The following is a 14660-nucleotide window of genomic DNA, read 5'->3' as shown; positions in this document are numbered from 1 at the left end:
TGGTCCAGTCCCAACCGCTGAAGAGGGCCCACATTGCATGACGACCGCCGGATAACGGAAGTCCGCCTCCAAAGGTTCGTGCGTGAACGGATTAGCCCGGCGGTCTACGGCCGGAGCCTTCCCCTTACCCTGAGCAGCTGGGATGCGCCCGATGAGCCAGTCCCCGCGCTGGAGGCAATGCGGCAGGACTTCCAGCCCCAGGAACACGGGGCTCCCTGGGGGAAGCCCTGGGGGACCAAATGGCTCCGGCTCCAGGGCGAAGTCCCCGAATCGTGGGGCACCGGGCCGGACACCACTGTTGAAGTGCTCGTGGACCTCGGGTTCACCACCGAAATTCCCGGCTTCCAGTGCGAAGGCCTGGCCTGGCGTCCGGACGGAACCACCATCAAGGCTGTCTCGCCCAGGAACCAGTACATACCGCTGAAGCTGCTGGGTGGCGGCATGGCGGTGGACTTCTACGTGGAAGCCGCCGCGAACCCGGACGTCGCGCAGGGCTGGACCTTCGCCCCCATGCCGTACGGTGACAAATCCACGGCCGGGACGGCGCCGCAGTACCGGCTGGGGAACATCGCCATTGCGGAACTGAACCAGGCGGTCTGGGAACTCCAGCAGGATATCCGGACCCTTTCCGGCCTGATGGCGGAACTGCCGCTGGAACTGCCGCGGCGGCATGAGATCCTCCGCGCCCTTGAACGCATGATGGACGTCATGGACCCGGACGATGTTCCCGGCACCGCCGCAGCGGGACGTGAAGCACTTGCCGAAGTACTGGCCCGGCCGGCCTATGCCTCAGCCCACCAGCTGGTGGCCACCGGCCACGCGCACATCGACTCCGCCTGGCTCTGGCCGGTGCGAGAGACGGTCCGCAAGTGTGCACGGACCTTCTCCAACGTGGTGTCCCTGATGGATGAAAACCCGGACTTTGTGTTCTCCTGCTCCTCCGCGCAGCAGCTGGCCTGGATCAAGGAGCTCTACCCTGAACTGTTCAGCCGTATCCGCGAGAAGGTCCGCTCTGGCCAGTTTGTCCCCGTGGGCGGAATGTGGGTCGAGTCGGACACCAATATGCCCGGCGGTGAGGCCATGGCACGCCAGTTCGTGGAGGGCAAGGGCTTCTTCATGGCGGAATTCGGCGTTGAGTGCCACGAAGCCTGGCTGCCTGATTCATTTGGCTACTCTGCTGCGCTGCCGCAGATCGTCAAGTCTGCCGGCAGCCGCTGGTTCCTGACCCAAAAGATCTCCTGGAACCAAACCAACAAGTTTCCCCACCACACCTTCAACTGGGAGGGCATTGACGGCACCAGGCTCTTCACCCACTTCCCGCCGGTAGACACCTACAACTCGGAGCTGACCGGCCGCGAACTGGCACACGCGGAACGCAACTACCGGGACCATGGGCGCGGCACCGTGTCCCTGGTGCCGTTCGGCTACGGCGACGGCGGTGGCGGACCAACGCGGGAAATGCTGGCGGCAGCGTCGCGCGCCGCCAACTTGGAAGGCTCGCCCAAGGTCCGGATCGGCTCGGCCGAGAGCTTTTTCACGCAGGCGGAGGAAGACTACCCCGTCCTGCCTGTCTGGGTTGGCGAGATGTACCTCGAACTGCACCGCGGAACCTACACCAGCCAGGCCAGGACAAAGAAGGGCAACAGGCGCAGTGAGCACCTGCTGCGGGAGGCCGAACTGTGGTGCACAACGGCCGCGGTCCGTGCCAGCGGCGGATACGCTTACCCGGCCGCTGAGCTCAAGCGGCTGTGGCAGCTGGTGCTGCTGCAGCAGTTCCATGACATCCTTCCGGGCAGCGCCATTGCCTGGGTGCACCAGGATGCCGAGCGCAACTACCAGGCAATCGGTGAAGCCCTTGAAGCAATCATCAGCCAGGCTGCCGCCGCCACGCTGGGCAACGGCGAGCGGACCTTCCTGCTGAACGCAGCGCCGCATGCCAGGGCCGGCGTTCCCGCCCTGGCTGCGGGCGAACCTGCCGCGCCGGCCGGAGAGGTCCATGCCAAGGCCCATGACGGCGGCTACGTCCTGGACAACGGCGTCATCCGCGCGGTGCTGGACGGTAGCGGGCTTCTCACGTCATTGGTGGATCATGCCACCGGCCGCGAAGCCATTGCGCCGGGCCAGCGCGGCAACCTCCTCGAACTGCACCGGGACACGCCCAACGAATGGGACGCCTGGGACATCGACGGGTTCTACCGGCGCAACGTCACGACGCTGACCCAGGCGGCATCCGTGCGGTTGAGCCGGGAAGGGGCAGAGGCTGTCGTCACGGTGGAGCGGCTTGCCGGCGCGTCCCCCGTTACGCAGCACATCAGCCTTGCGGCCGGCAGCCCGTCCCTTTCCATCACCACATCCGTGGACTGGCAGGAACGCGAAAAGCTGCTCAAGCTCGGGTTCGCCCTGGATGTCCGGGCGGAGAGGTCTGCGGCGGAGACGCAGTTCGGCCACGTCTTCCGGCCCACGCACACCAATACGTCCTGGGAAACGGCAAAGTTCGAAATCTGCGCACACCGGTGGATCCACGTGGCCGAGCCGGGGTATGGCGTGGCCATTTCCAACTCCTCCACCTACGGGCACGATGTCACGCGGAGCATCAGGGAGTCCGACGGCGGCACCACCACTACCGTGCGGCTCTCACTGCTGCGCGCCCCGAAGTTCCCGGATCCCGACGCCGACCGCGGGCTTCATGAACTCACCGTCACCATCCGTCCGGGAGCCGGTATTGCCGATGCCGTGGAGGAAGGCTACCGGACCAACCTCGTGCCCCGGCTGGTCCGCGGCGCTTCGCCGGTGGAACCGCTCTTCTCCGTGACGAATCCTGCGCTGGTCATTGAAGCGGTCAAGCTGGCCGAGGACGGGTCCGGCGACGTGGTTGTCCGCCTGTACGAGTCACTGGGCGAGCGCTCTGCGGGGAAGCTCACGGCGAACTTTCCGGTGCGGCGCGTCACTGCCGTCGACTTGCTGGAGCGCCCGGTCCCCGCACCCGGAGTGGAAACGTGCCGGGACGGAGCGGATCTGGTTCTGCGGCCGTTCCAGCTGGTGACCCTCAGGCTTGCCAGGGAGACTCGCCCGGCCCCTAAATGAGCATGAGGGGCGGGGGGGGCTTGGCGCCCCGAAAACAGCGTTAAATAGGCTGAGTGGGGGCGGTCCCCAACGTCCCGCCACCACTCATCCCCCCAATGCATGCGAAGGCCCCCGGAACGCAAGCGTTCAAGAAATATCCCCGTTCGCAAACGCCATGCGCTCCACCTTCACACATTCATGATTGTTTCACATTCTAATGTTTTTGTGAAAGCCCGCTTTGTTACTTTTCGGTATATGTCCTTTTGGTGGACAAAGGCCTGCCGCTGCGCACCCGCGCCGCCCAGATCAGCGCCAGCCCAACCACGTAACACAGCACGGCGGTGTAGTTGACCACGAACATGATGGCGCCCCATCCCGGAGGCACCAGGGGAAACAGCAGGCTGAGGCCAATCGCCACGCCGCCCAGGGCAAGAAGGGCGGCTGCCACCCGCACCAGCGCCGGCAGCCGGCTCCGGACTGCCCGCACCATGGCGGGCAGCAGGACGAGGCCTACATATGCGGGGTAGGCGCGGCCCGCGGCACCGTAGTACTGGGCCAGGATGGCGTTGTGCTGGTTTCTGACCGACGGTGCCGACAGTCCCGCCGATGAACCGGTGGTGTCCATCATGAAGAACACCGCTGTCATCACCAGCGAAACGACCGCCAGCACCATCATGCCGGCCTTTCCCGTGATGAGCCGGTACGCGCCTTCAGCACCGAAGCCGCGCGTGACGCGTATCCCGATGAAATAGATGGCGGCAAAGATGATGAAGCGCAGCAGCAGGTTGGCAAGGTTGATGCCGCCCAAAGCCTGGTCGATGGCTACGTACGGCGCCTCGATGCTCAAGAGGATGGCTGCGGTCATCAGGGCGAAGATATAGAAGAGCGACCTGTTCTCGCCGCGCAGGGCGCTGGGGAGGCGGGCAGCCGCAACAAGGCCGCAGATGGCAAGGGTGGACCACTGAAGAATTTCGATCATCCCAGGTTCTCCCAGATCTTTTCGGTCTGCGCCTGGTCTTGCTCCTGGCGCCGCAGTACCTTGCCCAGTGCCTGCAGCCTGTCGCCGGCCAAGGCGGTGAGGTCGCCGTCGGACAGGCTGTCCAAGGCCCGCTGCCGGGCGCCGGCCGGCCAACCGGCCTCTTCCTCCGTGATGAGGCCGGTAGCCACCAGCCCGCCTGTGGGTCCGACGCCCGCGGCGAGGGACGTGGCTATGGCCAGTTCAGGGGACAGCCGGTTCGCGGTCAGCTGGGCAGAGTAGTTCTGGGGCGCAACCCCCGTGGCAGCCGATACGCGGTGCCGCAGTTCGCCGTCGTCGATTGCATCAACCCAGTTTTTGACCGAAGTGGAGTGCGGCGCCGCAGAGAGCGGCAGGGGTTCCTTCCCGGGGGCGGCTGCTTCCATCGCCGGCCGCGCCAGCAGTGCCTGCAGGAGGTCGGCCGTGGAAATCTGGCTCACCAGCTCACACCGGGTGGGCGGAGGCAGGGGACCGGCCAGGTCCCGGTAGGCCTCGAAGGTGGCGAGGGCCGCAACAGGATTGACGCCGTAGGCGCGGCTGATGCTCACGACAGTGCCCACGGCGACTTTCCCGCGGACCAGCTGCTGGGCGAGCGTGGTCCGCTTGATCCCGGAGATCCTGCAGACATCTGCCGTGCTGGCGTCCGGCGCAATGCCTTGCAGCCAGCGCTGGAACGCCTTGGCGGGGATGGTCATGGAGGGCTCTCTGCAGAACGGGTGTTTCGTTGATTTTAGCCTGCCCCTTGAGTCCCGGTTTTACCCGCGCAGCCGTTTCGACTATGCTTGATGGTCGAGCCCGTTGGTCCGTACACCCCCCAAGTCCGGACCAGCGGGTTCTTTCATGTCCTGCGGCCCGCGCACCTTCCTCCCGGGCAATCGGCATGGCCCTGCCGGCCGGTTTTAGGCAGAAAAGACGCTGCGCAACAGCGGCGAAAGGATGGATCAATGACTGCAACCCTTGTAGCCAAGGACGTTTCCGGCGGTCATGACCACCGGCAGCTTTTCTCCGGGCTTTCCCTGACCGTCGCGCCCGGGGACGTAGTGGGCGTGGTGGGTGCCAACGGAGCCGGGAAGTCGACGCTGCTCCGGCTTCTGGCGGGCGTGGACGAGCCGCAGGACGGCTCGGTCAGTCTTGCCCCTGCCGACGCTTTCGTGGGGTGGCTTCCCCAGGAGCATGAACGGGTGCCGGGTGAAACCGTTGCGGGGTACATTGCGCGGCGCACGGGTTGTGCACAGGCCACGGCCGACATGGAAGCCACGGCGGAGGCGCTCGGAGCAGGTGCCCCGGGAGCCGATGATGCCTATGCACTGGCTTTCGACCGGTGGATGGCTTCGGGTGCGGCCGACCTGGACGACCGGCTTCCAGCGGTATTGGCGGACCTTGGGCTGGAGACCGGCCCGGATGCGGCCATGACGGCCCTTTCCGGCGGGCAGGCCGCGCGGGTTGCGCTGGCTGCGCTGCTCTTGAGCCGGTTTGACGTGGTGCTGCTGGATGAACCCACCAATGACCTTGACCTGGAGGGCCTCGACAAGCTCGAGGACTTCGTCAAAGGCCTGCGTGGCGGTGCTGTGCTGGTGAGCCACGACCGCGAATTCCTGGCCCGCTGTGTCACCACGGTGGTGGAACTGGACCTGGCACAGAATGCCGTGGCCGTGTACGACGGCGGCTATGACGCCTTCCTCGAGGAACGCGCCGTTGCCCGGCGGCACGCCCGCGAAAAGTACGAGGAGTTTGCGGCCACCAAGGCCGACCTGGTGTCCCGGGCCCGGACCCAGCGCGAATGGAGCTCCCAGGGCGTCCGGAATGCCATGAAAAAGAGCCCGGACAATGACAAGATCCGGCGCGCCGCCAGCACCGAGTCTTCAGAGAAGCAGGCCCAGAAAGTGCGGCAGATGGAGTCCCGCATTGCAAGGCTGGATGTGGTGGAAGAACCGCGGAAAGAATGGCAGCTCCAGTTCTCCATCGGCAAGGCACCCCGCTCCAGTTCCGTGGTTGCGACGCTCCGCGATGCCGTGGTCCGGCAGGGCGGCTTCACCCTGGGACCCGTCAACCTCCAGCTCAACGCGGGGGAGCGGATTGGCATTACCGGACCCAACGGTGCCGGGAAGTCCACCCTGCTGCGGCTGCTGCTGGGCGGCATCGAGCCCGATTCCGGCAGTGCCGCCATGGGGGCCTCCGTGGCCATTGGCGAGATTGACCAGGCCCGCGGGCTGCTGGCCGGCAACCTGACCCTGGCTGACGCCGTCGAGGCAGTCCTGGTGGATCTGACCGCGGCCGAGGTCCGCACCCTGCTTGCCAAGTTCGGCCTAAGGGCGGACCACACGTCCCGGACCGTCGACTCCCTGTCGCCGGGCGAGCGGACCCGGGCCGCGCTCGCGCTGCTGCAGGCCCGCGGCGTGAACCTCCTGGTCCTGGACGAGCCCACCAACCACCTTGACCTTCCCGCCATCGAGCAGCTGGAGGAGGCCCTGGAAAGCTACGATGGTGCGCTGCTTTTGGTGACCCACGACCGGCGGCTCCTGGAAAACGTGCGGCTGGATGTACGTTGGAATGTGGATAACGGCGTCATTACGGAAATGCCGGGCGCCAGCGCCCCGAAAGGCACCAGAAAATGAGTATGGACCGGGTGGCCTGGAGCTCCCTCTACAACATCGCCCGCGCTACGAACGGCTCCAAGCCGTTCTCCAAGGAGCTCCTCAAGCGCGTGTTCGGCTTCGCCCGGCCGCATCGCGGAAAGCTCACCGCCTTCGTGCTGCTGTCCATCGTGATGGCGGTCCTTGCGGTGGCCACACCCGTGCTCGCAGGCCAGGTGGTCGACGCGATCATCGCGAAGGCGGACGCCGGAACGGTGATATGGCTGGCGGTGCTGATCGCGGTCGCAGCCGTGGCAGAAGCCGGGCTTGGACTGGTGACGCGCTGGCTGTCCTCTTCGATCGGTGAGGGCGTGATCCTGGACCTGCGCACCAAGGTATTCGACCACGTGCAGAAGATGCCGATAGCGTTCTTCACGCGTACCCGCACCGGCGCGCTGGTCAGTCGCCTCAACAACGATGTGATCGGCGCGCAGTCGGCTTTCGCCGGCACGCTCTCCGGCGTGGTCAGCAACGTGGTGGCGCTGGCCTTGACGCTGGTGGTGATGCTGAACAAGTCCTGGCTGGTGACTGTGCTGGCCATGATCCTGCTTCCGATCTTCCTGATCCCGGCCCGCCGGATGGGTTCCAGGCTGGCGGAGCTGCGCCGCGAGGCCGCCGAACACAACGCCACCATGGGCACGCAGATGACGGAGCGTTTCTCCGCCCCCGGCGCCACGCTGGTAAAGCTCTTCGGCCGCCCGGACGAAGAATCCCGTGAATTCGCCCTCCGGGCCGGCCGGGTGCGGGACATCGGCGTCCGCACGGCCATGCTCCAGTTCACCTTTGTCACGGCACTGACCCTGGTCTCCGCACTGGCTCTCGCCCTGGTCTACGGCCTGGGCGGATGGCTGGCGCTCGGAGGCCAACTCGCCGCAGGCGACGTTGTTGTGCTGGCTTTGCTGCTTACCCGGCTCTACGCCCCGCTGACCGCACTCTCCAATGCCCGGGTGGAAATCATGAGCGCCCTGGTCAGCTTTGAGCGCGTGTTCGAGATCCTGGACCTCAAGCCGCTCATCCGGGAAAAGCCGGATGCGGTGGAATCGCCGCGCGGCCCGCTCTCGGTGGAGTTCGACAACGTCCGCTTCTCCTACCCCTCTGCGGACAAGGTCTCACTGGCTTCACTCGAAGACGTCTCCATCCTTGACACCCGCGGCGGGGAGGAAGTCCTGCACGGTATCAGTTTCCGGGTGGAGCCCGGGCAGACCGTGGCGCTGGTGGGCTCCTCCGGCGCCGGCAAGTCGACCATCGCGCAGCTGCTGGCCCGGCTCTACGATGTGGATTCCGGCGCCGTCCGTTTCGGCGGCGTGGAGCGGGGCGCCGGGGTGGATGTCCGCGACCTGACCTTCGACTCCATGCGGCAGACCTTGGGCATGGTCACGCAGGACGGCCACCTCTTCCACGAATCCATCGCCTCCAACCTTCGGCTTGCCAGGCCGGATGCCACGGAAGCGGACATGTGGGAGGCCATCCGGCAGGCCAGGCTGGAAACCATGATCCGTTCCCTGCCGGACGGGCTGGACACCGTGGTGGGGGAGCGCGGCTACCGGCTTTCGGGCGGTGAACGGCAGCGCCTCACCATTGCGCGGCTGCTTATCGCCCAGCCGCGGGTGGTCATCCTCGATGAAGCAACGGCTGCCCTTGACTCCACCAACGAAGCGGCCGTGCAGGCGGCCCTGGGGGCCGCGCTCGAGGGGCGCACCGCCGTCGTGATTGCGCACCGACTGTCCACGGTCCGGGCCGCGGACGCCATCCTGGTAGTGGAGGACGGCCGGATCGTGGAACGCGGGACCCACACCGAACTGCTTGCTGCCGAAGGGCGGTACGCCGAGCTTTACCGGACGCAGTTCAACGAGGCCACGGCAGTAGCCCAGGAAGCAGTTCCGGAGTTCTAGGCTCCCAAGGGAGCGCTGCCCGGCCTGGCGGCGAGCTCGGGCAGGATGTGGTCCGTCAGCAGCGGTGCCAGGTCTTCGACGGGTTCCGTGCCGCTGCCCAGGGCAGCCAGGTCCAGCCAGCGGATTTCTTCGATCTCCGCCGAGGGGCGGGCCGACCACGTGCCCGGCGCAGTGAAGACGGTGGCTTCAATATCAGTGGCGGCCTCGTTCGCGGCATCGGCAATCCAGACGCCCATCAGCTGCAGATCACGTGGGTCGAGGACGATGCCAACTTCTTCAGCCAGCTCCCGGGCTGCCGCCTGGACAGCTGTTTCGCCGGCCTCCGGCTTCCCGCCCGGGTGCATGAACATTGCCGTGCCGCGCTTCCTCACCGTGAGGAGCCGGCCGGCGTCGTCGAACACGCAGACGGCGGAGACCACAATGCGGTCCTTCATGCGGCAACGCCCGGGATCCGGACCAGATGCGAGGCCAGCAGCAGGTCCTTCTTTGGGCCCTTCACGTCCCACGTGTAGCTGAAGCTGTTGGCGTCCCCGTAGGTGTAGGCGACGCGGTAGGTGTCGGGATCGCACCAGTGCTGGTCCAGGTTCGCCTCCGGGGTGAAGCTCATGGTGTGGAAGGGTCGGCCGTCCGGGAAGAAAACGTCCAGTGCGTCCGGGCGGGCTGTGCTTTTCAGCAGGTATTCGCGGGAAGCGGGGCCTGTAAAGGACGGCCAGCGCATGGTGCCTTCCTCGCGAAGGGCCAGGCCGTCGTCGTCCGTGGGAGCAAAATGCACGACGCCGGAAAAGGTGCCGCGGGTGCCCTCCGCGCGGTCCAGCAGGTCCCGCTGGACGGCCCACCGTCCCGCCTCTGCGGCGCGGCCGGGCCCGTTGGTGCCAAGGAGGTAGGCGCGAAGCTGGAACTCCGGGGAAGGATCGTTCAAGTGCCCTCGATTGGAATCGAACCAACGACACCGGCTTTAGGAGAGCCGTGCTCTATCCACTGAGCTACGAGGGCTTGCGTCCGTAGGATCGGCGGGCCAGTCCGGCCGGACACGGATACAAGCATACAAGGTGCGGGGCCGTACTACGCTCAAGGCATGAGTTCAGCGCCGTCCGCCGCCCCAGCCTTCGCCTTCATTCCGGACACCACCTCCACACGGCAGTACATCGGCGCGTGGTCCGTCCTGAGCGTGCTGCAATATTTCGCGGCGGAGGCGGCAGTGATCGGAGCGTGGGCAGGACCCGCCGCCTACGACCTCCGGACCGGCTATATCAGCGACCTCGGGGCACTGAACTGCGGAATTTATGACGGCCGCCAGGTGTGTTCCCCGCTGAACTGGCTGATGAACGCCTCGTTCGTGGTCCAGGGCCTGGGGATGCTGCTGGGTGCTGTTTTGCTGACCTCCGGGCTGCTGTGCGTGGCGGCCCGGGCGGATCTATGGGCACTGCCGCGGCGGCGGCCCTGGATGGCGGCTGTCTGGGTGCGGATCTTGACCGGGGCGGCCGGGGCCGGGACTGTGATCGTGGGACTGGTGCCGGAGGATGCGGGCTCCAGCTGGCACCTCGTGGGCGCTGTGGTGTACTTCCTCACCGGGGCGGCCGCCCTGTTGGTGCTGGGCGTCCTTTGGCTGCGGAAGACCGCTTTCGCCTGGTTCATCCTGGCCTGCGGCGCTGTTTCCTCCGCTGCTTTGGTAACCGGCGGGCTGACGCGCATGGACGTGCCGGAGCCGGGCACGCTGGAGCGGCTGATGGGCTACCCGGTCACGGTGGGCATGGCCACCGCAGGCTTGGTGATTGCGCACCGCGTGCACCGGCACCGCAAGGAGGTCCGGGCCCGGGCTGCGGTCAGCTAGCTGCCTTCGGCTTCCGGGTACCGAGGACGACTGCGGCAGCGCCCGCGAGCAGGTTCAGGACCAGCAGGACCCAGCCGGCAACGGTGAGGCCGGATGCAAGGGCAACCTGGCCGGCGTCGGGTGTTTCTGCTCCCAGCATGCCGTCGATAGCCACGTTTGCCCAGAGCCGCACCACGACGAAGAGCAGCGGGAGAGCCCAAAGCGCCCAGCGCAGCGCCTTCCGGGCAACGTTCGTGCCGATCAGCAGCAGCCACGTGAACCCGAAGATCAGCGGAAACAGGGTGCCCGCCGTCTTGTGTACGTAGTTGAGCTGACCGCGGGCGTCCGCGTCCATGGCGGCCTGCAGCGTGCCGACGTAGGAGGGGTCGAAACCGCCAATGAGGGAGTCCGGCATGGCCAGGCCGCCGGAGAGTTGCCGGAGCTGGTCCAGGGTCAGCAGGTGCAGGTACCAGAAAAGGAACAGGCTGGCCACGACGCCCGCGATGAGGATGAGGTTGCTGTTGCTTTGGGCTTTTTGCGGGGTACGGGCCGTGGTGGGGTTCACCACGGGCGGGAGGTGGTGCTGGGGTACCGCCGCCCTGGAACCGTGCTTCTTGATCCGCTGGGCAGGTGTCTTGGCCATGGCACCATTATCGCGCCCCATAAACTGAAGCCATGACCATTGGCCGGCACAGCGCTGTTGAACTTGACCCTTCACTTGACGACTATCAGCTTGCGGCCGCCTTGGTGCGCGAGGCCGGCCAGTTGGCGCTCCTGATGCGGATGGCAGGCCTGCAGTCGCAGCAGAAGACTTCCATCTCGGATGTCGTGACGGCGGCCGACCATGCAGCGGAAGCCTATGTCCTGGAGCAGCTGCAACGCTGCCGGCCCCAGGACGGCATCCTGGGTGAGGAAGGCGCGTCGGTGCAGGGCAGCAGCGGCCGCACCTGGGTGATTGATCCCGTGGACGGCACCTACAACTTCCTGCACGGCTCCACATACTGGTGCTCGGCCATCGCCCTGAAAGACCAGTCCGACGTGGTGCTGGGCGCCATCTTCCAGCCGGAGGAGGACAAGCTCTGGCTGGGTGGACGGTCGCACCCCGCCACCCTGAACGGCGAACAGCTGACGGTTTTCCACGACAACAGGGGAGAGCGGAACGCGACCGCCGTTGCCGAGCTGGGGGCGGCCACCTATATCCATCCCAGCTGGCTGATGGACCCCCTCTGCGCCATGCCCTGGCATGCGGCGGCAACATCGGCCGCTGCCCTGCGGATGCTCGGCTCCGGCTCCTGCGACCTTGGCAGGGTAGCGGATGGGCAGATCGGCTGCTGGTTCCAGCACAGCTGCCCGGAATGGGACTGGCTGCCCGGCAAAGCGATCGTGCGGGCCGCCGGAGGTGCTGTGGACACCGTGCGCGTGAACGGGCTGGAATGGTTCATGGCAGGAGGCGCGACGGCGGTACGCGAGTTGCGTGCGGCCCTCGCGTCAGGTTCGGTGGCCTAGGGGCATGCCACAGCCCAGGCACGGCACGCACCCCTCAGCGCTATGTGGATAAAGCCCCGTAATTCACAGCCTGGAACTGGGTGTCGGCCCCACCGCCTAGACTTGTAGGCACCATGGATATGTTGTTTGACCCGTACTCTGACGGACCGTTCAAGGCCGCTTCCGCAGCGGCTTCCCGCACCAAGTCGCGCCCTGACGGCGCTACGGCGGCTGGTCCTGGCGGTTCTGCGCCCTGGGAGAACCGGCCAGGTGCGGGCCTTGCGGGCAGCAACCACGAGCCTGATGCTCAGCACGGGGAGGGGCATCGCCACGGCAATCGCAGGCCGGATGCAGCCCAGCTCCTGGAGGGGTTGAACCCGCAGCAGGAAGAAGCGGTCAAACACGTCGGGCCCGCCCTGTTGATCGTGGCCGGCGCCGGTTCGGGCAAGACCCGTGTGCTTAGCAACAGGATCGCCTACCTGATCGCCACCGGACGTGCCCACCACGGCGAAATCCTGGCCATCACCTTCACGAACAAGGCCGCGGCGGAAATGCGGGAACGCATCGAAAAGCTCGTGGGCGGACGTGCCAAGATCATGTGGATTTCCACGTTCCATTCATCCTGCGTCCGCATCCTTCGGCAGGAGGCGGCAAATGTCGGCCTGAAGTCGAACTTCTCCATCTACGACTCCGCGGACTCGCTCCGGCTCGTCACCCAAGTATCCAAAGCCCTGGACCTGGATCCCAAGAAGTTCGCGCCCAAGGCCATCCAGCACAAGATTTCCGCCTTGAAGAACGAACTCATCGATGCTGACTCGTATGCCTCTGCCGCGAACTACAACGATCCTTTCGAGCAGGCCGTAGCCGATGTCTTCAAGGGCTATACCCAGCGGCTGCGCCAGGCGAATGCCATGGACTTTGACGACCTCATCGCGGAGACCGTCTACATGTTCCGGGCTTTCCCCGCGCTTGCTGAGTCCTACCGGCGCCGGTTCAGGCATGTGCTTGTGGACGAATACCAGGACACCAACCATGCCCAGTACGCGCTGGTCCGGGAAATCGTGGGGGAAGGTCCGGGTGCGTCAGCGCTGACGGTCGTGGGTGATTCCGATCAGTCCATCTACGCATTCCGCGGCGCCGACATCCGCAACATCGTCGAGTTCGAAAAGGACTATCCCGAAGCCCGGACCATCAAGCTGGAGCAGAATTACCGTTCCACCCAGAACATTCTCAGCGCAGCGAACTCCGTCATCTCAAGGAACCCGAACCGTCCCGAGAAGCGGCTGTGGACGGCGGAGGGGGACGGCCACAAAATCATCGGTTATGTGGGCGAGAACGAGCACGACGAAGCCCAGTTCATTGCCAAGGAGATTGACCGGCTCCAGGACGAAGACAACCTCCGTCCCGGCGATGTCGCCATTTTCTACCGCACCAATGCCCAGTCCCGCTCCATCGAAGACGTCCTGGTCCGCGTGGGCCTGCCCTACAAGGTAGTGGGCGGCACGCGCTTCTACGAGCGCAAGGAGATCAAGGACGCCCTCGCCTACCTGCGCGTCCTGGTCAACCCGGACGACGACGTCAACCTCCGCCGGGTGCTTAACGAACCGAAAAGGGGCATCGGTGACCGGGCCGAAGGCGCCGTAGCGGCACTGGCCCAGCGCGAGCGGACCTCCTTTATGGACGCTGCACGCCGTGCTGACCAGGCTCCGGGAATGGCAACCCGGTCCGTGAACGCCGTCCTCGGTTTTGTGAAGCTGCTGGATGACCTCGCCGAGGTGGCTGCCGGCTCAGGCGCCGCAGCGGCATTGGAGGCAGTCCTGGAGCAGACCGGCTACCTTGCCGCGCTGCGCTCCAGCACTGACCCGCAGGACGAGTCGCGGGTGGAAAACCTGGCGGAACTCGTCGCCGTCGTCCGTGAGTATGAGCAGGAGAACCCGGAAGGGTCGCTGGGCGCCTTCCTGGAACAGGTCTCGCTGGTGGCAGACGCAGACCAGATCCCTGACGCGCCGGGAGCAGACATTGATGCCGCCGTGGCGGAAGCCAAACGGCTGGGCGTAGTCACGCTGATGACACTGCACACCGCGAAGGGCCTCGAGTTCCCGGTGGTGTTCCTGACCGGCATGGAACATGGACTGTTTCCCCATCAGCGCTCAGCCACGGACCCCAAGGAACTGGCCGAGGAACGCCGGCTTGCCTATGTGGGCCTAACCCGCGCGCGGAAACGGCTCTATGTCACCCGCTCCGAGGTCCGCAGCATGTGGGGGCAGAGCCAGTACAACCCGGCCAGCCAGTTCCTCGAGGAGATTCCCGCCGAACTCCTGGAGTGGAAGCGCGAAGGGACCAGCAGGCAGGGCGGCTGGGGGAGCAGCGGTTCCATCGGCTCCAACCGCTACAGCGGGTCCTTCTGGGGCGCGGGAACCGCGCGCGGTGCGTCGGCTGATGCCTCGGCCGGCTTCAATGCGGATGTTCCCGCCGCCATCGCGCGGAACCGCGTTCAGCCGCAAAAGGAAATTGTGGCGGTCAGCGTTGGGGACAAGGTCAACCACACCAGCTTCGGCAACGGAACAGTCCTGGCGCTTGAGGGAGCGGGGGACAAGACAGTGGCCAAGGTGAAGTTCGACGTCGGCGAGAAGCGGCTGCTGCTGCGCTACGCCCCGCTGACAAAGCTCGATGCCTGACAGTCGCATAAGCCGCTCACCCCTTCACGGGCAAGGAACCATACCCCTTGCCGGTGCCGGGGCCCAGGGCTAAGGTTCAGGGAC

General features: G+C 66.0%; 11 protein-coding genes and 1 tRNA gene. 6 read left to right on the top strand and 6 right to left on the bottom strand.

All coding sequences use genetic code 11. The annotated features are described in order from the left end of the window. Positions 1–33: 33 nt before the first annotated feature. Entirely contained in the window at positions 34–3084 is a 3051-nt protein-coding gene (locus tag PV768_RS02655) for an alpha-mannosidase (protein WP_421092209.1), read from the top strand. A 220-nt stretch (positions 3085–3304) separates the two neighbouring features. Here the strand turns inward: PV768_RS02655 and PV768_RS02650 are convergent, their stop codons facing one another. Both PV768_RS02650 and PV768_RS02645 read right to left on the bottom strand, forming a co-directional pair. Continuing rightward, positions 3305–4042, bottom strand: a complete 738-nt coding sequence (locus tag PV768_RS02650) for a hypothetical protein (protein ID WP_421092208.1) — start codon at positions 4040–4042, stop codon at positions 3305–3307. Next, positions 4039–4773 (bottom strand): hypothetical protein, encoded by a 735-nt coding sequence (locus PV768_RS02645; protein ID WP_157239029.1) that lies wholly within the window; start codon positions 4771–4773, stop codon positions 4039–4041. The genes PV768_RS02650 and PV768_RS02645 overlap by 4 nt, the downstream gene beginning before the upstream one ends. A gap of 249 nt (positions 4774–5022) precedes the next feature. Between PV768_RS02645 and PV768_RS02640 the strand changes: the two genes are divergently transcribed. Both PV768_RS02640 and PV768_RS02635 read left to right on the top strand, forming a co-directional pair. Further along, a complete protein-coding gene (locus tag PV768_RS02640; RefSeq protein WP_321215412.1) occupies positions 5023–6693 on the top strand; it encodes an ABC-F family ATP-binding cassette domain-containing protein in 1671 nt (556 codons plus the stop codon). Next, positions 6690–8603 carry an ABC transporter ATP-binding protein gene (locus tag PV768_RS02635; protein ID WP_157239027.1) on the top strand — a complete coding sequence of 638 codons (1914 nt, stop codon included), beginning with the start codon at positions 6690–6692 and terminating at the stop codon, positions 8601–8603. Before PV768_RS02640 ends, PV768_RS02635 begins: the two co-directional genes overlap by 4 nt. On the opposite strand, the gene PV768_RS02630 is transcribed toward PV768_RS02635, so the two are convergent. The 3 genes from PV768_RS02630 to PV768_RS02620 form a co-directional block, all read right to left on the bottom strand. Next, the gene (locus PV768_RS02630) at positions 8600–9037 is read right to left on the bottom strand and encodes an NUDIX domain-containing protein (RefSeq protein WP_323056465.1); all 438 of its coding nucleotides are present in this window, start codon (positions 9035–9037) and stop codon (positions 8600–8602) included. The genes PV768_RS02635 and PV768_RS02630 overlap by 4 nt on opposite strands. Further along, on the bottom strand, positions 9034–9522 hold the full coding sequence (locus PV768_RS02625; RefSeq protein ID WP_323056464.1) for a DUF6314 family protein: 489 nt from the start codon (positions 9520–9522) through the stop codon (positions 9034–9036). Before PV768_RS02625 ends, PV768_RS02630 begins: the two co-directional genes overlap by 4 nt. Before the next feature lies 1 nt (position 9523). Next, positions 9524–9596: transfer RNA gene (locus PV768_RS02620), tRNA-Arg, on the bottom strand. Between the two features lie 82 nt (positions 9597–9678). Here PV768_RS02620 and PV768_RS02615 point away from each other — a divergent pair. Continuing rightward, a complete protein-coding gene (locus tag PV768_RS02615) occupies positions 9679–10434 on the top strand; it encodes a DUF998 domain-containing protein (RefSeq protein WP_157239024.1) in 756 nt (251 codons plus the stop codon). Here PV768_RS02615 and PV768_RS02610 read toward each other — a convergent pair. Then, entirely contained in the window at positions 10427–11056 is a 630-nt protein-coding gene (locus tag PV768_RS02610; protein WP_421092207.1) for a hypothetical protein, read from the bottom strand. The genes PV768_RS02615 and PV768_RS02610 overlap by 8 nt on opposite strands. A 32-nt stretch (positions 11057–11088) precedes the next feature. Between PV768_RS02610 and PV768_RS02605 the strand changes: the two genes are divergently transcribed. After that, positions 11089–11919 carry an inositol monophosphatase family protein gene (locus PV768_RS02605; protein ID WP_157239022.1) on the top strand — a complete coding sequence of 277 codons (831 nt, stop codon included), beginning with the start codon at positions 11089–11091 and terminating at the stop codon, positions 11917–11919. A gap of 119 nt (positions 11920–12038) precedes the next feature. Continuing rightward, a complete protein-coding gene (pcrA, locus tag PV768_RS02600) occupies positions 12039–14576 on the top strand; it encodes a DNA helicase PcrA (RefSeq protein WP_421092227.1) in 2538 nt (845 codons plus the stop codon). The last annotated feature ends 84 nt before the right edge of the window (positions 14577–14660 follow it).

It is taken from the genome of Pseudarthrobacter sp. CC4 (assembly GCF_048957775.1).
Taxonomy (GTDB): Bacteria; Actinomycetota; Actinomycetes; order Actinomycetales; family Micrococcaceae; genus Arthrobacter.
The sequence above is the reverse complement of the archived record's forward strand: the minus strand, read 5'-3'. Positions and strand labels throughout refer to the sequence as shown.

Excerpts from the sequence above, each read along its gene's own strand:
- PV768_RS02615 (WP_157239024.1), top strand. The coding sequence starts at position 9,679 with ATGAGTTCAGCGCCGTCCGCCGCCCCAGCCTTCGCCTTCATTCCGGAC.
- PV768_RS02605 (WP_157239022.1), top strand. The coding sequence starts at position 11,089 with ATGACCATTGGCCGGCACAGCGCTGTTGAACTTGACCCTTCACTTGAC.
- pcrA (WP_421092227.1), top strand. The coding sequence starts at position 12,039 with ATGTTGTTTGACCCGTACTCTGACGGACCGTTCAAGGCCGCTTCCGCA.
- PV768_RS02650 (WP_421092208.1), bottom strand. The coding sequence starts at position 4,042 with ATGATCGAAATTCTTCAGTGGTCCACCCTTGCCATCTGCGGCCTTGTT.
- PV768_RS02630 (WP_323056465.1), bottom strand. The coding sequence starts at position 9,037 with ATGAAGGACCGCATTGTGGTCTCCGCCGTCTGCGTGTTCGACGACGCC.
- PV768_RS02610 (WP_421092207.1), bottom strand. The coding sequence starts at position 11,056 with ATGGCCAAGACACCTGCCCAGCGGATCAAGAAGCACGGTTCCAGGGCG.
- PV768_RS02645 (WP_157239029.1), bottom strand. The coding sequence starts at position 4,773 with ATGACCATCCCCGCCAAGGCGTTCCAGCGCTGGCTGCAAGGCATTGCG.
- PV768_RS02635 (WP_157239027.1), top strand. The coding sequence starts at position 6,690 with ATGAGTATGGACCGGGTGGCCTGGAGCTCCCTCTACAACATCGCCCGC.
- PV768_RS02640 (WP_321215412.1), top strand. The coding sequence starts at position 5,023 with ATGACTGCAACCCTTGTAGCCAAGGACGTTTCCGGCGGTCATGACCAC.